19 protein-coding genes, 3 tRNA genes and 1 pseudogene are annotated in these 18,048 nt (G+C 21.9%); 10 read left to right on the top strand and 13 right to left on the bottom strand.

Annotation, left to right across the window (positions count from 1 at the left end):
* Positions 1-34: 34 nt before the first annotated feature.
* Positions 35-757: a ribonuclease PH gene (rph, locus tag AB4W60_RS02530; RefSeq protein WP_367676121.1), complete on the bottom strand. Its 723-nt coding sequence runs from the start codon at positions 755-757 to the stop codon at positions 35-37.
* 57 nt (positions 758-814) lie between these two features.
* Positions 815-887, bottom strand: a tRNA-Ile gene (locus AB4W60_RS02525).
* Between the two features lie 170 nt (positions 888-1,057).
* On the opposite strand from AB4W60_RS02525, the gene AB4W60_RS02520 reads away from it, so the two are divergent.
* Positions 1,058-1,130: transfer RNA gene (locus AB4W60_RS02520), tRNA-Asn, on the top strand.
* Positions 1,131-1,176: 46 nt separating this feature from the next.
* Here AB4W60_RS02520 and AB4W60_RS02515 read toward each other — a convergent pair.
* Entirely contained in the window at positions 1,177-1,488 is a 312-nt protein-coding gene (locus AB4W60_RS02515) for a DUF496 family protein (RefSeq protein WP_343188603.1), read from the bottom strand.
* A 135-nt stretch (positions 1,489-1,623) separates the two neighbouring features.
* Between AB4W60_RS02515 and sbcB the strand changes: the two genes are divergently transcribed.
* Positions 1,624-3,066: an exodeoxyribonuclease I gene (gene sbcB / locus AB4W60_RS02510; RefSeq protein ID WP_343188602.1), complete on the top strand. Its 1,443-nt coding sequence runs from the start codon at positions 1,624-1,626 to the stop codon at positions 3,064-3,066.
* An 11-nt stretch (positions 3,067-3,077) separates the two neighbouring features.
* Here sbcB and AB4W60_RS02505 read toward each other — a convergent pair whose 3' ends face one another.
* Complete coding sequence (locus tag AB4W60_RS02505) at positions 3,078-3,317, bottom strand: oxidative damage protection protein (RefSeq protein ID WP_367676120.1); 240 nt, start codon at positions 3,315-3,317, stop codon at positions 3,078-3,080.
* A gap of 105 nt (positions 3,318-3,422) precedes the next feature.
* Between AB4W60_RS02505 and trmB the strand changes: the two genes are divergently transcribed.
* Positions 3,423-4,112, top strand: coding sequence for a tRNA (guanosine(46)-N7)-methyltransferase TrmB (gene trmB, locus AB4W60_RS02500; protein ID WP_367676119.1), 690 nt, complete (start codon positions 3,423-3,425; stop codon positions 4,110-4,112).
* Between the two features lie 4 nt (positions 4,113-4,116).
* Here the strand turns inward: trmB and hemW are convergent, their stop codons facing one another.
* The 6 genes from hemW to dnaB all read right to left on the bottom strand — a co-directional run bounded on the left by hemW (position 4,117) and on the right by dnaB (position 9,509).
* Entirely contained in the window at positions 4,117-5,247 is a 1,131-nt protein-coding gene (hemW, locus tag AB4W60_RS02495) for a radical SAM family heme chaperone HemW (protein WP_367676334.1), read from the bottom strand.
* Between the two features lie 16 nt (positions 5,248-5,263).
* Positions 5,264-5,824 (bottom strand): YggT family protein, encoded by a 561-nt coding sequence (locus AB4W60_RS02490; RefSeq protein WP_343188599.1) that lies wholly within the window; start codon positions 5,822-5,824, stop codon positions 5,264-5,266.
* Between the two features lie 35 nt (positions 5,825-5,859).
* The gene (locus AB4W60_RS02485) at positions 5,860-6,549 is read right to left on the bottom strand and encodes a YggS family pyridoxal phosphate-dependent enzyme (RefSeq protein WP_343188598.1); all 690 of its coding nucleotides are present in this window, start codon (positions 6,547-6,549) and stop codon (positions 5,860-5,862) included.
* 35 nt (positions 6,550-6,584) lie between these two features.
* Complete coding sequence (gene ruvX / locus AB4W60_RS02480) at positions 6,585-7,001, bottom strand: Holliday junction resolvase RuvX (RefSeq protein ID WP_367676118.1); 417 nt, start codon at positions 6,999-7,001, stop codon at positions 6,585-6,587.
* A gap of 7 nt (positions 7,002-7,008) precedes the next feature.
* Entirely contained in the window at positions 7,009-7,995 is a 987-nt protein-coding gene (gshB, locus tag AB4W60_RS02475; protein ID WP_367676333.1) for a glutathione synthase, read from the bottom strand.
* A gap of 107 nt (positions 7,996-8,102) precedes the next feature.
* Positions 8,103-9,509 carry a replicative DNA helicase gene (dnaB, locus tag AB4W60_RS02470; RefSeq protein WP_343188595.1) on the bottom strand — a complete coding sequence of 469 codons (1,407 nt, stop codon included), beginning with the start codon at positions 9,507-9,509 and terminating at the stop codon, positions 8,103-8,105.
* A gap of 185 nt (positions 9,510-9,694) precedes the next feature.
* Between dnaB and AB4W60_RS02465 the strand changes: the two genes are divergently transcribed.
* A complete protein-coding gene (locus tag AB4W60_RS02465; RefSeq protein ID WP_367676117.1) occupies positions 9,695-10,219 on the top strand; it encodes a single-stranded DNA-binding protein in 525 nt (174 codons plus the stop codon).
* 94 nt (positions 10,220-10,313) lie between these two features.
* Here AB4W60_RS02465 and bioH read toward each other — a convergent pair whose 3' ends face one another.
* The gene (gene bioH, locus AB4W60_RS02460; RefSeq protein ID WP_367676116.1) at positions 10,314-11,099 is read right to left on the bottom strand and encodes a pimeloyl-ACP methyl ester esterase BioH; all 786 of its coding nucleotides are present in this window, start codon (positions 11,097-11,099) and stop codon (positions 10,314-10,316) included.
* 108 nt (positions 11,100-11,207) lie between these two features.
* Here bioH and AB4W60_RS02455 point away from each other — a divergent pair, with 108 nt between their 5' ends.
* Positions 11,208-11,780 carry an NfuA family Fe-S biogenesis protein gene (locus AB4W60_RS02455; protein ID WP_367676115.1) on the top strand — a complete coding sequence of 191 codons (573 nt, stop codon included), beginning with the start codon at positions 11,208-11,210 and terminating at the stop codon, positions 11,778-11,780.
* A gap of 69 nt (positions 11,781-11,849) precedes the next feature.
* Here the strand turns inward: AB4W60_RS02455 and ansA are convergent.
* Positions 11,850-12,872: pseudogene (ansA, locus tag AB4W60_RS02450) on the bottom strand (asparaginase).
* Between the two features lie 254 nt (positions 12,873-13,126).
* Here ansA and AB4W60_RS02445 point away from each other — a divergent pair.
* Positions 13,127-14,356 (top strand): phosphopentomutase, encoded by a 1,230-nt coding sequence (locus AB4W60_RS02445; RefSeq protein ID WP_367676114.1) that lies wholly within the window; start codon positions 13,127-13,129, stop codon positions 14,354-14,356.
* A gap of 36 nt (positions 14,357-14,392) precedes the next feature.
* Positions 14,393-15,103, top strand: coding sequence for a purine-nucleoside phosphorylase (deoD, locus tag AB4W60_RS02440; protein WP_367676113.1), 711 nt, complete (start codon positions 14,393-14,395; stop codon positions 15,101-15,103).
* 45 nt (positions 15,104-15,148) lie between these two features.
* Here the strand turns inward: deoD and AB4W60_RS02435 are convergent.
* Positions 15,149-15,233, bottom strand: a tRNA-Ser gene (locus AB4W60_RS02435).
* A gap of 270 nt (positions 15,234-15,503) precedes the next feature.
* Here AB4W60_RS02435 and aroK point away from each other — a divergent pair.
* From aroK to rpe, 3 genes are all read left to right on the top strand, one after another.
* The gene (gene aroK / locus AB4W60_RS02430; protein WP_343188589.1) at positions 15,504-16,028 is read left to right on the top strand and encodes a shikimate kinase AroK; all 525 of its coding nucleotides are present in this window, start codon (positions 15,504-15,506) and stop codon (positions 16,026-16,028) included.
* Positions 16,029-16,065: 37 nt separating this feature from the next.
* Positions 16,066-17,169 (top strand): 3-dehydroquinate synthase, encoded by a 1,104-nt coding sequence (gene aroB, locus AB4W60_RS02425; RefSeq protein ID WP_343188588.1) that lies wholly within the window; start codon positions 16,066-16,068, stop codon positions 17,167-17,169.
* Positions 17,170-17,295: 126 nt separating this feature from the next.
* Complete coding sequence (gene rpe, locus AB4W60_RS02420; RefSeq protein WP_343188587.1) at positions 17,296-17,982, top strand: ribulose-phosphate 3-epimerase; 687 nt, start codon at positions 17,296-17,298, stop codon at positions 17,980-17,982.
* The last annotated feature ends 66 nt before the right edge of the window (positions 17,983-18,048 follow it).

The raw sequence follows: 18,048 nt of genomic DNA, 5'->3' as shown, positions 1-18,048 counted from the left end.
CATATTATTATACTTTGTCTTATCAAAACTACTTTTATATTTTTTCTAATATTTTTTTTTGAGCATTTAGAATCAAAGGAATATTTTTTTCTGCTAATTCTAATATATGAAAAAAATTTTTCTTAGATATAGGTTTTTTTTCTGAAGTTCCTTGAATTTCAATTATTTCTTTTTTTTCATTCATAAATATATTTACATCTATTTCTGTTGATGAATCTTCTTTATAATTCATATCACAGAATAGTTTATTATTTTTTTTTCCAATTGAAATACCTGCGACTAAATTTTTAAATGGATTTTTTTCTATTTTTTTTTGAGTATATAGTTCTTTTAATAAAATATATAAAGCTACTGAAGATCCATTTACTGAAGCTGTTCTTGTACCTCCATCAGCTTGTATTACATCACAATCTACTACTATAGTAGATTTGTTATCTAATTTTTTTAAATCAATAGACATTCTTAGTATTCTAGATATTAATCTTTGTATTTCTATAGTTCTTCCGCTTTGTTTACCTTTAAATATTTCTCTATTATTTCTTATACTTGTTGAATAAGGTAACATGCTGTATTCTGCTCTTAACCATCCTGATTTTTTATTTTTTAAAAATTTAGGAATTTTTTTTTCTATTGATGCATTGCATATTACTTTAGTATTTCCTGATTCTATTAATACCGAGCTTTTATTGAATTTAATATAGTTTTTTATAAATTTAATCGGGCGTATGTTTTTATTTCTTTTTATTAATAAATTCATTATTAACTCAGTTATATTATAATTTTTAATTTAATTAGCTTAATAAATAAATACTTTTGGCCCTTGCTGGATTTGAACCAGCGACCAAGCGATTATGAGTCGCCTGCTCTTACCACTGAGCTAAAGGGCCATAATTTTATTATTTTTAAAATTTTTATATATATCTTAAACAGAATAACTGAATTTAACGTTAATTATACAATAAAAAATAATATTTGTATACTTTATTTTTTTAAAATAATTTTTTCGCATAAAGATCACTTGACAAAATAAAAAATATTATTATAATTATTTTAATAATCCTCTGTAGTTCAGTTGGTAGAACGACGGACTGTTAATCCGTATGTCACTGGTTCGAGTCCAGTCGGAGGAGTTATATACTTAAATTTTGTTTTAACTTTGTAAAAATTATTATTAATTTATTTGTAATTTTTAATATCTTTCATAATTTCTTTTCTTTCCTTAGATAAATCTGCATTTTTTAAAAAATAATCATAAATTCTATCTTCATAATCTTGTTTCATACTTTTAATTATTTTTTTTACTTCTTTAATGCTCATATCAGTTTTAATATATTCTAGTAAATTATCTAGTAATAATATTCTCTTTTGATTATCTCTTATTTTATTTTCTACATCAGTTATTTCTCTTTGTAATTTATTTTTTCTCCTGAACATTTGTACAAATTTTATTACATTAGAAAAAGATTTTTTTTGTTGATTGTTATTCATGTTTTTGTTTTTTATTTTATTATTAATAATTAATATATATTATATATTAATTATTAATAATATTATTATTTTTATTTATATTTTATTAATAATTATGTATTATATATTTAATAATCATTTTTAAATATAAATTTAATGTTTAATCCTAGTTTTTTATTTTATGATTACGAAACATTTGGCACTGATCCTATAAAAGATAAGGTTTCTCAATTTGCTTGTATTAGAACAGATATAGAATTTAATATTATTTCTGATCCTATATTTTATTATTGTAAATTACCTCTAGATTATTTACCTGATCCTAACTCAATAATAATTACACGTATAACTCCTCAATATGTACAACGTTATGGTTTTATTGAATCCGAATTTGCTAAATTAATTTATGATATTTTTAATAAACCAAATACTTGTATTTTAGGTTATAATAATATTAATTTTGATGATGAATTTACTAGGAATATTTTTTATAGAAATTTTTTAGATCCTTACTCTTGGAGCTGGAAAAATGGTAACTCTCGATGGGATGTTTTGAATTTATTAAGAGCCTGTCATGCTTTACGACCTTATGATGGATTAATACGTTGGCCAGTTAATAAATATGGTCATGTTAGTTTTAAATTAGAGGATATTACTAATATTAATAATATACCTCATTTAAATTCTCATAATGCTATATCAGATGTTTATGCTACTCTTAAATTAGCAAAATTAATAAAGATTAATTATAATAAGTTATTTTTATTTTTATTTAAAAATAGAAGAAAAAATAGTTTTTTAAATATTTTAAATAGTAACAAAAAAATTTTGGTTTATGTTTCTAATTGTTTTGGAGCTAAAAAAAACAATATTGGGATTGTTTCACCTTTGATATGGCATCCTAAAAATGCAAATATATTAGTAACATGTAATTTATTAGAAGATTTAAATCATTTAAGTAAAATAAATTTTAATATTCTTAATAAATATAAAATTAAAGATATTTTTAATAAGAGATTTAAGTATTATTTACCAATTAATTTTGTGTACATTAATAAATGTCCTGTTATTTTGTCTTTAAATTGTCTTAGATCAGATGATTTATTACGTTTGAATATAAATTTAGAATTTATATTTAATAATATTTCTATATTAAAAAAAAATTCTTTTTTTATAAAAAAAATATATAATTTTTTTTCCCAGATTAATAATAGTCTTGTTTATTCTGATGTGGAATCTCAGCTTTATAAAAATTTTTTTAGTACACGTGATAAATGTATAATAAATCACATTAGACAATCTAATTGTTTTAAATTGAGTAAGATAAATTTATCTAAATGTAATTTTGATGAAAGACTAACTTTATTACTATTTTTTTATAGATCTAGAAACTTTGAAAATACTTTAGATATTGAAGAAAAAAATAATTGGATATTACATTGTAAAAATAAATTAAACAAAAATTATTTTAAATTATATAGAGAACATTTATTTTTTTTATCTAAAAAATATATGCTTGATTTTAATATTATTCGTATAATTAAAAATATAGAGGATTATTCTAATTATGTATATAAAATTATTTTTCATAAAATTTAATATTATGCTTTTTAATTTTTATTTTTAAATAAAAAATTTATCATTTCATTTTCTATTATTTTTCTATCTTCTCTTTTTAACATATTTAGCTGTTTTTCATTTATTATAATAGTTTGTTGTAGTGTCCATATTTTCCATGCTTCTTCAGATATCTCTTTAAATATTTTATCTCCTAATTTTCCTGGATATACTTTATTTTCTTGTTTTTTTGATATTTTTTTTAGAAATTTGCAAAAAATTTTATTTTTCATTATTTTTATAACTCTTATTGTTTATTTATTAAAATACTGATAATATTGCTATGGAATAATATTTTTTGATTTTTAGAATAATAACTTTTAATTGTATATTAAATTATGTTTAAAAAAAAATTATCTTATAAACGTACTATCCGTAGTTATGTTATTCGTAAAAGAAAAATCACTACAGATCAGACAAATATTTTAAATAAATTTTGGAACTATTCAGGTATAAATTTTTTAACTAAAAAAATTAATATTAATAATTTATTTGATTTTAATAACTCTTTAATAGTAGATATAGGTTTTGGTTATGGTAACGCTCTCGTTGATATTGCTTCTAAAAATTTTTCTAAGAATTTTTTGGGAATAGAAGTATATTTACCTGGTATTATCTATTGTTTAAAACAGATAAACTCACTCAATATAAAAAATTTAAAATTAATTTATTATGATGCGTTTGATGTATTGTACTATATGATTAAAGATAATTCTATATTAAAGTTTCAAATTTTTTGTCCTGATGTTTGGTCTAAAAGAAGACATAATAAACGTAGAATATTAAAAAAAGATTTTATTGATTTAATTTTTGCTAAGTTAATTTTTAAGGGTATACTACATATTATTACTGATTCTGAATCTTATGTTAATAATATTCTAAAAATTATTTCTAAAATTACAAGTTTTAAAAATATATCACATAAAAAACATCATCTATTGTTTAACTGTAGGGAAAAGACTAAGTTTGAATTAAAAAGTAAATTAAATGGAAAAAGGTTATTTAATTTAGTTTTTGAAAAAAATTAACATATCAAATAAATATTTCTAATAAATCATTTAAAAATAATTTTCCTTTTTTAGTTGTATTTAAATTGTTTTTATTTTTAGTTATATATCCATGTTTTATCGCTTTTTGAATTTTAGGTAAAATATCTTTTTCTTTAATATTTGTATATTTACTAAATTTTTTTATTGATACTTTTTCATAAATTCTAAAATAATTCATAAAATATTCTATTATTTTGTCTTTTTTTAAGATTTCGTACTTTTTATTTATGTATTTTCCTTTTATAAAATCTATTGGTCTTTTATTTTTTATTATTCTTAATATTTTATTATTTGATTGAGTTATTTTACTATGAGCACCACAACCTATTCCTAAGTAATCACCAAATCTCCAGTAGTTTAAGTTATGTTTGCATTTTTTATTTTTTTTTGCATATGAAGAAATTTCATATTGGTAAAATCCATTATTTTTAAGTATTTTATTACCTAACTTTGTTATTTTATATAAAACATTTTCGTTTGGTAGAATAGGTTTTTTATAATAAAGAATTGTATTTTTTTCTACTGTTAACTGATACCATGATATATGATCCGGTTTTAGTTTAATAGCTTTTTTTATATCATATATTGCTTCTTCTATAGTTTGATTAGGCAATCCGTATATTATATCTATGTTAAAGTTTTTACAATTTGTTGATTTAACAATTTTTACTGATCGCATTATATTTTTTAGTTCTTGATTTCTTCCTATTAAAACCATATTTTTTTTATTAAATGTTTGTATTCCTATTGATATACGATTAATACCTGCTTTAACAAATTGATTTATTTTGTAAATTTCTTTTTTGTTTGGGTTTATTTCTATTGTTATTTCTATTTTATTTTTTATTTTTAGTATTTCTTTTATTTTGTTTATTAGTTTTTTTATGATTTCAATTTTAATTAATCCAGGACTACCACCTCCAATAAATACTGTTTTAATATTTCTATTTAATATTAATGGTAAATTATTTCTTAAATCTAATATTACGTGTTTTATGTAATTATTCTGATCAATCTTTTTCTGATATTTATGTACATTAAAATCACAGTAATCACATTTTTTTAAGCACCAGGGTATATGTATATATAAGCTTAATGGAGGTAGATAATTTATCATTTTTATATTTTTATTATATAAAATTCCATATTTTAAAAAAAATTATATTTCCTAAAAAATTTAATAAATATAGAAATATTATTAGTATTGTTGGTGCAAAATCTAGATTACCTACATCTGGAATTATTCTTTTGATTGGTAATATTAAAGGATCTGTTAACTTTACTAATAAGTAGTTTATGCTACTATACTCTTGTTTAATAAAACTAATAAATGAACGTGTTATTATTAAGTAAAATATTAAATTACCTATTAATTTTAATAATGAAGCTATATTTACAATTAAGTTTATTGGATTTATATAAAAATATCCGGTACTTACGAACATAATAATAGAATTTTTTATTGTTGTTATTACTAAAGATATCAATATTAAATATATATTTATGTAATTAGTATTTTTACTTATACTTAATTTATTAATTAAATTTATAAGAGGTTCTGTTGCTTTTATTATAAATTTAGACAAATTATCATGTAAATCATTATTTAATAAATTGATCCATATACGTAGTATTATTATCATAATGTATATGTCAATTATTTTTTTACTGAATAAAATTAATATTAGCATAAATTTCTCTAGTTATATTATATAAATAAATTTTGTTATTTTCTGTTACCAAATATTGATTTACCTATTCTTAGCATATTACTTCCATTTTTTATAGCTATTCTTATATCATTACTCATTCCTAATGATAAAGTATCTATTGATGAATATTTTTCTTTTAGTTTATTATATATTTTTTCTATTTTTTTATATGTTGCTTTTATTTCTTTTTCTTTGTTTTTGTTTAGTTTATTAGGAATTGCCATTATTCCTCTTAACTTTAAATTAGGCAAAGATTTTATAATATCAGAAATATTATATATTTCTTTGTCATCAATTTCATTGTTTTTTTTTATATTAATTTGTATTAACGAGTTTAAAGGTAATAATTCTTTTGTTCTATAATTATTTAATTTTATTGCTATTCTAGAATTACATATACTATGACACCAAGAGAAGTTTTGAGCAATTATCTTAGTTTTATTACTTTGTATTTTTCCAATAAAATGCCATATTATTTTATATTTCTTTTTATTTAAAATTTTTATTTTTTTTATTGCTTCTTGAGCATAGTTTTCTGCAAAATCAAATTGATTGCTATTTATTGCTTTTTCTATTTCTATGATCGATTTTTGTTTACTGACCGCTAATAATCTTATTTTTTTTTTATCTTTTTTATATTTTTCTGCTGTTTTTTGTATTTTTATTTTTATTTTTTTTATATTTTTTGATATAGAATTATTCATTTTTCAAATTACTTTTTTATTTTTTAAATTATTTTTTACTTTCTTCTTTGTTTATTTAACCAACTTTCTAATATTATTACAGCAGACATAGAATCTATTTTATTTTTTTTTAGATGCTTAAATCCTTTTTGTTTAAATATAATAGATTTGGCTTCTATTGTAGTTAGTCTTTCATCTTGTAATTTTACATCAATATTAAATTTTGACTTAATTTCTTTCGAAAATTTTATTGCTTTTTTTGTGATGTTTTGTATTGATCCATCAATGTTTAAAGGTAATCCTACTATTATAAATATAGGTTTCCATTTTTCTAAAATATTTTTTATTTTTTTCCAAAATATAATTTTATTTTTACATTTTATTGTTTTTAATGGGTTAGCTGTATAAGTTATTTTTTGCCCTATAGCTATTCCTATACTTTTAGTTCCAAAATCTATTGCAATAATAAACATTTTTATTTTAACTTTTTTGTTTTTTAATTTTAATTTGATTTTCTATTTCATTCATTATTATTTTACAAATAGGCACTTTTGAGAATTTTTGTATTTCTACAATACATGTTGGGCTTGTAATATTTATTTCTGTTAATTTATCTCCTATAATATCAATTCCAGCTAAAAATATTTTATTCAACTTAAGTTTTTTTGCTATTATTTTAGCAATTTTTAAATCTTTTTCATTTATTTTTTCTACTATTCCTTTACCTCCACTCATTATATTAGCTCTAGTTTCTCCGTTTTTTGGAATTCTTTTTAACAACCAAGGAATAATTTTTCCATTGACTACGATTATTCTTTTATCTCCGTTGTTAATTTCAGATATATATTCTTGAGCCATGCAGTATTTTTTTTCATAGTTAGTCATTAATTCTACAATTGATAAGTAATTTGGATCATTTTTTTTTATTCTAAAAATAGATTTTCCTCCCATTAGATCTAGTGGTTTTAATACAATTTCTTTTTGTTTTTCTATAAAATTTTTAATTATTTTTATATCTTTTGTTACTATAGTTTTAGGTATTATTTCTTTGAAATCGAATATAAATATTTTTTCATTAAAATTACGTAAACTTTTTGGTTTATTTATTATTATCGTTCCTTTTTTCTCAGCTTTTTCTAAAATATATGTAGTATATATAAATTGCATATTTACAGGAGGATCTTTTCTCATTAAGATTACATCTAATTCACATAAATTAATTTTTTTATTATCAATAAAATTGAACCATTTTTTTTTATCTTTTTTTATCTTAATTTTTTTACTTTTTGCAAAAGCGTTTTCTGATTCTAAAAATAAGTCTTTTTCTTCCATATAATAGATTTCATATTTTCTATTTTGCGCTTCTATTAACATAGCAAAACTTGAATCTTTATCTATGTCTATAAGCTTTATAGAGTCCATTACAATACCAAGTTTTATTTTCATATTTCTTATTTTTTTTGAAATTTTATTAATCAATTATTACATATTTAATTTAAAAATTAAAATCTAATTTAAATAATTGCTATTTTTTAAATATATCTTATGCAAAAAAATGCTTTAAATATTTTAATTTATTTTTCATATTTTGTTCCTGCATAGTTATCAAATCTTGACCAGTGACCGTTAAATGTTAGTTTAATAGTTCCAATAGGTCCATTTCTTTGTTTTCCTATTATTATTTCCGCTACACCTTTTAGATCGCTATTTTCATGATATATTTCATCTCTATATATAAACATTATTAAGTCTGCGTCTTGTTCTATTGAACCAGATTCTCTTAAATCTGAATTAACTGGACGCTTATCTGCTCTCTGCTCTAGAGATCTATTTAGTTGCGATAAGGCTATAATAGGAACTTTAAGTTCTTTTGCTAAAGCTTTTAAAGTTCTTGAAATTTCTGCTATTTCTAGTGTTCTATTATCAGATAAAGATGGAACCCTCATAAGTTGTAGATAATCTACCATTATTAAACTTAATCCGTTATTTTCTCTGTATATTTTTCTTGCTCTAGATCTAACTTCGCTTGGTGTTAATCCTGATGAATCATCTATATATATGTTTTTCTTTTTTAATAAAATGTTTATAGTTCCTGAGATTCTTGACCAATCTTCATCGCTTAATTGTCCTGTCCTAATTTTAGTTTGTTTAACTCTAGATAATGAAGCTAACATTCTAATCATTATTTGTTCTCCAGGCATTTCTAAACTAAAAATTAATACTGGTTTTTCATATATCATTGCTGCATTTTCGCATAAGTTCATTGCAAATGTAGTCTTACCCATTGAAGGTCTTGCAGCTATAATTATTAAATCTGAATGTTGTAAACCTGAGGTTTCTTTATTTAAATCTGCGTATCCTGTGTTTATTCCCGTTACTCCATCATGAGGGTTTTTTATTAACCTTTCTATGTTTTCAACTGTAGAATCTAATATTTCTTCTATATTTTTTGGTCCCCCATTTGTATTTGATCTTTTTTCTGAAATTTTAAATACACTTGATTCTGCATAATCAAGTAATTCTTCACTTTTACGTCCTTTTGTATCATATCCTGCATTAGCAATTTTATTTGCAACTAATATTATTTCCCTTACTATTGATCTTTCCTTTACTATATCAGCATATGCTTTTATATTTGCTGTACTAGGAGTATTTTTTGATAGTTCTGCTAAATATGCAAATCTTCCCACATTATCCAATTCTCCTTTTTGTTCTAGTGATTCTGATAGTGTGATTAAATCAATGGGATTACCTAAATCTAATAGACTTTGCATTTCTCTAAATATTAATTTATGAGCTCTGCTGAAAAAATCATTTTCTGTTATTCTTTCTGATACCGAGTCCCATCTTTCATTATCTAGCATTAAACCGCCTAAAACTGACTGTTCTGCTTCTAAAGAATGAGGAGGTATTTTTATTTTTTTTATATCATTATTTTTATATATTTTATCTGTTTTATTTTTTATTTTATTTATTTTCATATTTAATTTTTTCTTTAATTTTATTATTTTATAAAATAATTATAACCTAATTTTCAGTTAATGATCTATTTGGTATTTATTATCTACTTAATTTAATTTTGCTTATTCTTATTTTTTAATTTTAATTTTTTTTAAAAATTATGTTACAATTTTAATTTGATAATTAAATTTTAAGAGATTTAAATATGGCAAGCAGAGGAATTAACAAAGTAATATTAATAGGTAATTTAGGTCAAGATCCTGAAATTCGTTATATGCCAAATGGTGGTGCTGTTGCTAATATGACTTTAGCAACCTCTGAGAATTGGAAAGATAAAAATACAGGTGAAAGTAAAGAAAGGACAGAATGGCATCGTGTTGTTTTATTTGGTAAATTAGCTGAAATTGCTGGTGATTATTTACGCAAAGGTTCTCAAGTTTATATAGAAGGTACTTTACAAACTAGAAAGTGGCAAGATCAGAATGGTCAAGATCGTTATACTACTGAAGTAGTTGTAAATATTAACGGTACTATGCAAATGTTAGGTAACCGTAATTCTGGAATTTTTAGTAATTCTAATGTTTCTACATCAAAATCTAAAAACTTAAGTTCTTCATCTAATAATAAAATTATTAATAAAAATCACAAGTCTTCAGATTTAAATCTAAATGAAAATTCTTTTAATAAAAATGAATCTCCAATAGATTTTGAGGATGATATACCATTTTAAATCTATATTTTTGTAAATGTAAAAGCCTCATTGCAATATGAGGCTTTTACATTTACAAAAATATAGATTTAAAATGGTATATCATCCTCAAAATCTATTGGAGATTCATTTTTATTTTTTTTTTAAATTTTATTAAGATATTACATAATATTTCTGGATTAGAAATAAAAGGAGCATGACCTGATTTTTTTATTATATAAGAATATGTATTAGGCCATTTAACATTTAGAATATTATTAATTTCAATTGGTACTAAATTATCTAATTCTCCATAAATTCTTAATAGAGGTACTTTTAATTTAATCATTTTTTCTCTCAAATCGATGTTTTTTAGAATTTTTAGTCCGTTTTTTAATGTATTTATTTCTGGTATTGGTTTAGAAAAAATTATTTTTTTGAAAAAATCTATACTTAATTTTTCTTCTTTTGTTTGTTGATTTTGTATTTCTATAAAGTAATATATAATTTTCTTATAATTTTTATTTAATTGGTTAAACATACGCATTAGTTTTGAATCACTAATCCCTGGCCAGTTTTTTTTAGATATAAAACAAGGCGAAGAACATATATTTATTAAAGCTATTACTTGTTTAGAATGATTTAAACCTATATTGTTTACAAATAATCCTCCCATAGACCATCCTAACCAAATAGATTTTTTAGGCATACTTTGGAATAATATTTCTGAAATTTCATTAAATGAACAATCATTTAATGCATTACTATAACCAAATCCAGGAAGATCAACTAAATATAATTTGAAGTGATTTGATAATTTTTTTATTATAAATAACCATACATTATTATTTAGACCCCATCCGTGCAATAAAATTAAATTTATACTCCCATTACCTATAGTTTCCCAATGTAATTTTTTCATATTATTTTATTTTTTAAAAATTAAATTTTAACAAAAAAATATCTTTTTATTAATATTTTTTAAAAATTGTAGTATAATTTTAAAAAATATTTATATAAAATATAAGATATGATTAAAATTACAAAAAATGCACAAAAACATTTTATAGATTTATTATCTAAACAAAAAAAAGGAACTCAAATTAGAGTATTTGTTAATAATCCAGGTGAAAAAAACGCAGAATGTGGCGTTTCATATTGTTTACAAAATGAAGTAGATACTACGGATATAAAGTTAGATTTTAAACAATTTTATGTATATGTTGATTTTAATAGTTGTGATTTTTTAAAAGATTCAGAAATTGATATTGTAGAAGATGAATTGTCAAGTCAATTGACTATGAAAGCTCCTTATGCTAGAAAAAAAACATTTAATAACAACAATTTAATAGATAAAATAAATAACTTTTTAGATATGGAAATTAATCCTAATTTATTATCTCATGGAGGTAAAGTATTCTTAGTTAATCTAACTAAAGAAGGATATGTTTTTTTAAAATTTACTGGCGGATGCAATGGTTGTTCTATGATTAATTTAACTCTCAAAGAAGGAATTGAAAAGAAATTGTTATCTTGCTTTCCTGAATTAAAAGGAGTCAAGGATATAACTAATCATAGATATGGAAAACATTCTTATTTGTGATTTTGAGTTTTTATTTAAAATTTTATTTGATTTATTTTTTAAAATATAAATTTTTGACTTATATTTATGCTAAGACGTTGTTATTTCCCCACTAATGTTAATTTCTATTTTTTTCTTTATTAATTCAATAGAAAAATTTTGACTAAATAAAAAATGTAATTTAGTCAATGCAGCTTCAATGGTTAAGTCATGTCCGCTTATAACTCCTATATCAGCTAAAGAGCTTCCAGAAGCATATCTATTCATATTTACTTTACCTGAGATACATTGCGTTAAATTTAATATAATTATTTGATTTTTAATTGCATTTTTTAATGAGTTCAAAAAATATTTATCTTGTGGTGCATTTCCTATACCGTAAGAGCATAATATTAATGCTTTAATAGGCTTTAGTAGAAAATTTTTAATTATTTTGTAAGATATTCCAGGGTATATTGAAATTATAGCAATAGGTTGCGGGTAAATATTATTAACTTTAATTTGTTTTTTTTTATTTTTTTTTGATTTTTTTTTATTATTATATATTTCACGTATCTTAACTCCTGCCTCTAATAGAGGTGGAAAATTTGGTGAATCAAAAGCATGAAATCCATTAGCATTTATCTTTGTCGTTCTGTTACCTCTATATAGCCAATTATTAAAAAATATTGTTACTTCATTAATGGGATATTTTGCAGCAATTATTAATGAATTTAATAAATTATTTCTTCCATCTGAACGTATTTCTGAAATAGGAAGTTGTGATCCTGTTATTATTACTGGTTTATTTAGATCTTCTAAAATAAAAGACAGAGCAGAAGCTGTGTAAGACATAGTATCAGTACCATGTAAAACTATAAATCCATCATATTTATTATAATTTTTTTTTATATCATTAGCTATTATTATCCATTATTGAGGAGTCATATTAGAAGAATCAATTAAAGGGTTATATTCTTTTATTTTAAATTTAGGTATCTCCGTTTTTAGAAATTCTTGCATATATATTATATTATTTTGTAAATTTCCAGGTTCTGGTACATATCCTTTTTTTGTTTTTAACATACCAATTGTCCCGCCAGTATAAGATATATATATCGATTTTTTTTTCATTTTTATATTTATATTATTAAAATAATAAGATTAATTTTTATTGGTTAATTTAGCTTTTTTTTAAAATAAAATCAATTAATCCTTTATATTATTATTTATTGAAAATTAACAATATATTTACTGAAATATATTTTATTAATTTAATTATTTTCTTCATTTAACTCATTAGATATTTAAATCTTTTATCTAATAATGATATAATTAATCATTATTATTAAAATATTTTTATAAATTTACTAGTATTTGGTAATTTAATGAAAAGAGCGTTTATATTAGTTTTAGATTCTTTAGGAATAGGTCATACAAAAGATTCTCACCTATTCTGTGATGAAGGTTCTAATACACTTAATCATATAGCTGAGTTTTGTTATAAAGGAAAGGCTAATTTTGGAAGAAGAGGTTCTTTATTTATTCCTAATTTGACATCTTTAGGAATTGGTTTAGCTTCAGAAGCAGCTTCTGGAAATTTTCCTCTTGGTCTTAATAAAAATACTAAAATAATTGCTAATTATGGTTATGCAAGTCCAATTTCTTTTGGTAAGGATACAATTTCAGGTCATTGGGAAATTGCAGGAGTTCCAGTACTATACGATTGGCACTATTTTAAGGATAAAAAATATAGTTTTCCTGATAAAATATTAAATGAAATAGTTAATATAAATAGTTTATCTGGTTATTTAGGAAATTGTCATTCATCTGGTACATCTATTATTAGTGATTTAGGTGAAGATCATATTAAAACTAAAAAACCAATTTTTTATACTTCTTCTGATTCAGTGTTTCAAATAGCTTGTCATGAAGATTATTTTGGTTTAGATTCTCTTTATTCTTTATGTAAAGTTTCTAGGAATATTCTTAATAAAAGTAAATATAATGTTGCTCGTGTAATAGCTAGGCCTTTTTCTGGTAAAAATAATAAAAATTACATTCGTAGTTCTATGAATCGTAAAGATTTTTCTGTCAAGCCACATGATATAACTATAATGAAAAAACTTTTGATTGAAAAACAAGGTCAAGTTGTTGGTATTGGAAAAATTTCAGATATTTATAATAATTATGGAATTACTTATTCAGTAAAAGCTGATGGTATATATGATATTTTTAATAAAACTATTAATGAAATTAAAATAGCTCCAAACAACTCTATTGTTTTTGCTAATTTTGTAGATTTTGATTCTTTATGGGGTCATAGACGTAATGTAGCTGGTTATGCAAGAGATTTAGAATATTTTGATCTCCTGCTTCCAAAAATTTTATCATTAATTAAAGATAATGATTTATTAATTATAACTTCTGATCACGGTTGCGATCCTACTTGGATAGGTTTTAATCATACTAGAGAATATATACCTATACTTATATATTCAAATCATAAAAAAAATAGCTATTTAGGATATAGTAATACTTTTTCAGATATTGCCCAAACTTTGGCACATTATTTTAATTTATCTGATATGAAATACGGTAAGAATATTTTATTTTAATTTTAATAATTTTATTTATGATTTAAAGGATTACATATGATTACACCTCATATAAATGCTAATAAAACAGATTTTTCTGATATTGTTATTTTAACAGGAGATCCAATTAGAACCAAATATATTGCTTTTAATTGGTTAAAAAATGTAGTAGAAATTAGTAATGTGCGCTCTATGTTAGGATTTACTGGTATGTATAAGGATATTAAAGTTTCTATTATGAGTCATGGAATGGGTATTCCTTCTAGTGCTATTTACATTAAAGAATTATTGACTTTTTATAATGTAAAAAAAATTATTAGATTAGGAACTTGTGGTTCTATAATTAAAGGTATAAATTTAAAAGATATAATTATTGGTATGGGTGCTTGTACAGATTCTTCATTTAACAGATTAAGATTTAACAACTATGATTATGCTGCTATAGCTGATTTTGATATGCTTAATAAATTTTTTGAAACATCTAAAAAATTAAATTATAAAGTTCATATAGGAAATTTATTTTCTACAGATTTTTTTTATACTATTGATCCTATCCTTTTTAAATTAATTAAGAATTATAATATACTTGGTATTGATATGGAAACAGCTGGAATTTATAGTATTGCATCCGAATTAAACGTTCAAGCTATTTCTGTTTGTACAGTCTCTGATATTATTAATACGTCTAAAAGTTTAAACTATATAGATAGAGAAAGTAAACTAAATAAAATGATCAATTTAGCTTTAGAATCAATTTTATTGTTTTGAGTTATTTTAGTTAAAATAAATTTTTCTTAATTATTTTATAATATATGGTGAGAGAGGGATTCGAACCCTCGGTACGTTTCCATACATACGCTTTCCAAGCGTACTCTTTAAGCCTCTCAGACATCTCACCTTTTTGATATTATATATAAATTTAAAAATAGTTAATAACTATAATGATTAAATTTAAATTAATCAAGTATTTTTAATAATTAACAAATATTAATTATATAATACTTGATTTTTCTTTCTAAAATTAGTAGTCTTTTATTAGATATTAATAATTTTTATTAATAGTACAAATAAGATTTATCTTATTTTTTATTCTCTTCAACTACTTAATATTTTTCATTTAATAAGTGTTGTTATTTTTTTAAATAATTTTGAATTAGTAATTTAAAAGATGGCAGATAAACGTAATATTTTTTTAATAGGACCTATGGGTGCTGGTAAAAGTACTATAGGTCGTCAGTTATCTCAACAGTTAAATATGGAATTTTATGATTCTGATCAAGAAATTGAAAAACGTACTGGAGCAGATATAAGCTGGGTTTTCGATTTAGAAGGAGAATCAGGGTTTCGTGCTAGAGAAGAACGTATAATTAATGAGCTTACTAAATTAAACGGTATTATTCTTGCTACAGGTGGTGGTTCTGTGATATCTAAACTTACCCGAAATAGACTTTCTTCTCGAGGTTTAGTTATATATCTATGTACAACTATTGAAAAACAATTACATAGAACTCAACGAGATAAGAAAAGACCTTTATTACAAGTCAATGTTCCAGCTATCGATGTTTTAAGATCTTTATCCTCAGAACGTGATCCTTTATATAAAGAAATAGCTGACTTTACATTTCGTACTGATGAACATAGCGCTAAAATTGTCGCTATAAAAATTATAAATTTATTAGAAAAAAATAATTAAAATTTATATAAAAATTATTCAGTTGGTGTATATTTTAATGAAAAAGATAGATATTAATTTAAAAAATTTTAGTTATTCTATCATGATTTCATCTGGTGGTTTAATAGAAGATAAATATACTTTTTCAATTTTTAAAAAGAAAGAAAAAGTTGTTTTAATAACTAATAATGTTTTACATAAAATTTTGTCAGAAAAAAAAATTAGCTTATTTAGCAAATATGATATAAATTTAGATATTTTAATAATTCCAGATGGGGAAAATAGCAAAACATTTATTCAAGCCGAGTATATTATAACTCAATTGATAACTAAATGTTATAATAGAAATAATACTTTATTAATTGCATTAGGTGGAGGAGTAATTGGTGATTTAACTGGTTTTGTTGCTTCTATATATCAAAGAGGAATTAAATTTATTCAAGTACCTACAACTTTATTATCTCAGGTAGATGCTTCTATTGGAGGTAAAACTGGAGTTAATCATGTTTTAGGTAAAAATATGATTGGTTCCTTTTGGCATCCTTCTTCAGTAATTATAGATATAGATTTTCTTGTAACATTACCATTAAAACAATTAATATCTGGTTTAGCCGAAGTAATTAAATATGCTATAATATTTGATAAATTATTTTTTTTATGGTTAGAAAAAAATATTGATAATCTTATATCTTTAGATAAAAAATCTATTTTATATTGTATTAATAAATGTTGTGAATTAAAATCTAAAATTGTTGAGATTGATGAACGTGATACTGATTCTAGATCATTATTAAATTTAGGTCATACTTATGGGCATGCTATCGAAAGTTATACAAAGTATAGTTCTTGGTTGCATGGAGAAGCTGTTTCTGTAGGAATTGCTATGGCATCATTTGCATCCGAATTATTAGGATTTTTAAAACATAATGATACCTTACGTATTCTAAATTTATTATTAAAAACTGGATTACCTGTTAAAGGACCTAGCAGTATGAATGAATCTAATTATATTAATATTATGAAAAGGGATAAAAAAATAGTTTCTAACAAAATTAGACTAGTTATACCTGTATCTATTGGAAAAGCTATTATTAATGATTTTGTTTCTATTAATACTATATGTTTGTCTATACAAAAATGCCAAAATTATTTTATTAAATAGTTTTTTATATTATTCAATTATTAAATTTTAGATTATATTTAAAATAGTTTGGTATTTAATTATAAGTTCATTTTATAGAAGTTACTTATTATACAATATTAATTTTAATATTTTTAGGTTTTATAAATGAGAAAATTTTTAATAGCACCATCAATTTTGTCAGCTAATTTTGCTAAACTAGGCGATGAAATTTTAAAAGTTATTTCTGCAGGTGGAGATCTTATTCACTTTGATGTTATGGATAATCATTATGTGCCTAGTATAACTTTAGGTCCTATGGTTTTAAAATCTTTACGCGATAATAACATTAATGTTCCTATAGATGTTCATTTAATGACTAAACCTGTAGATAATCTTATTCCCATGTTTGCAAAAGCAGGAGCCAATTTTATTACTTTTCATCCAGAGTCTACTGATCATATAGATAAAACATTAAATTTAATTAAAAGATATGGTTGTAAATCAGGATTAGTATTTAATCCATCTACATCTTTGAATTATTTAGATTATATTCTAGACAAGTTAGATTTAGTTTTAATAATGTCTGTTAACCCAGGTTTATCTAATCAAGATTTTATTTTAAAAATGTTAGATAAAATTAAACAAGTAAAAAATATACTTAATATCAATAAAAAAAATATTATTTTAGCTGTTGATGGTGGTATTAAATTGAATAATATATATGATATTGCATTTTCTGGAGCTGATATGTTTATAATTGGTTCGGCTATTTTTTCTTGTGATAATTATAAAAATATAATACAAAAATTCAGATTAAAATTAAATAAATTAAATTCTAAATCCTTCCATTAAATATCTTTTGTTATTAATTATTTTATTTATGTTAGTAATATTCTTAAATTTTAAGGAATTAATTTT

Source organism: Buchnera aphidicola (Neophyllaphis podocarpi), assembly GCF_964059055.1.
In the GTDB taxonomy this organism is placed as follows: Bacteria; Pseudomonadota; Gammaproteobacteria; order Enterobacterales; family Enterobacteriaceae; genus Buchnera_M; species Buchnera_M aphidicola_A.
This window is presented reverse-complemented; position numbering and strand designations above follow the sequence as displayed.

Excerpts from the sequence above, each read along its gene's own strand:
- rph (WP_367676121.1), bottom strand. The coding sequence starts at position 757 with ATGAATTTATTAATAAAAAGAAATAAAAACATACGCCCGATTAAATTT.
- AB4W60_RS02515 (WP_343188603.1), bottom strand. The coding sequence starts at position 1,488 with ATGAATAACAATCAACAAAAAAAATCTTTTTCTAATGTAATAAAATTT.
- sbcB (WP_343188602.1), top strand. The coding sequence starts at position 1,624 with ATGTTTAATCCTAGTTTTTTATTTTATGATTACGAAACATTTGGCACT.
- AB4W60_RS02505 (WP_367676120.1), bottom strand. The coding sequence starts at position 3,317 with ATGAAAAATAAAATTTTTTGCAAATTTCTAAAAAAAATATCAAAAAAA.
- trmB (WP_367676119.1), top strand. The coding sequence starts at position 3,423 with ATGTTTAAAAAAAAATTATCTTATAAACGTACTATCCGTAGTTATGTT.
- AB4W60_RS02490 (WP_343188599.1), bottom strand. The coding sequence starts at position 5,824 with ATGCTAATATTAATTTTATTCAGTAAAAAAATAATTGACATATACATT.
- AB4W60_RS02485 (WP_343188598.1), bottom strand. The coding sequence starts at position 6,549 with ATGAATAATTCTATATCAAAAAATATAAAAAAAATAAAAATAAAAATA.
- ruvX (WP_367676118.1), bottom strand. The coding sequence starts at position 7,001 with ATGTTTATTATTGCAATAGATTTTGGAACTAAAAGTATAGGAATAGCT.
- dnaB (WP_343188595.1), bottom strand. The coding sequence starts at position 9,509 with ATGAAAATAAATAAAATAAAAAATAAAACAGATAAAATATATAAAAAT.
- AB4W60_RS02465 (WP_367676117.1), top strand. The coding sequence starts at position 9,695 with ATGGCAAGCAGAGGAATTAACAAAGTAATATTAATAGGTAATTTAGGT.
- bioH (WP_367676116.1), bottom strand. The coding sequence starts at position 11,099 with ATGAAAAAATTACATTGGGAAACTATAGGTAATGGGAGTATAAATTTA.
- AB4W60_RS02455 (WP_367676115.1), top strand. The coding sequence starts at position 11,208 with ATGATTAAAATTACAAAAAATGCACAAAAACATTTTATAGATTTATTA.
- AB4W60_RS02445 (WP_367676114.1), top strand. The coding sequence starts at position 13,127 with ATGAAAAGAGCGTTTATATTAGTTTTAGATTCTTTAGGAATAGGTCAT.
- deoD (WP_367676113.1), top strand. The coding sequence starts at position 14,393 with ATGATTACACCTCATATAAATGCTAATAAAACAGATTTTTCTGATATT.
- aroK (WP_343188589.1), top strand. The coding sequence starts at position 15,504 with ATGGCAGATAAACGTAATATTTTTTTAATAGGACCTATGGGTGCTGGT.
- aroB (WP_343188588.1), top strand. The coding sequence starts at position 16,066 with ATGAAAAAGATAGATATTAATTTAAAAAATTTTAGTTATTCTATCATG.
- rpe (WP_343188587.1), top strand. The coding sequence starts at position 17,296 with ATGAGAAAATTTTTAATAGCACCATCAATTTTGTCAGCTAATTTTGCT.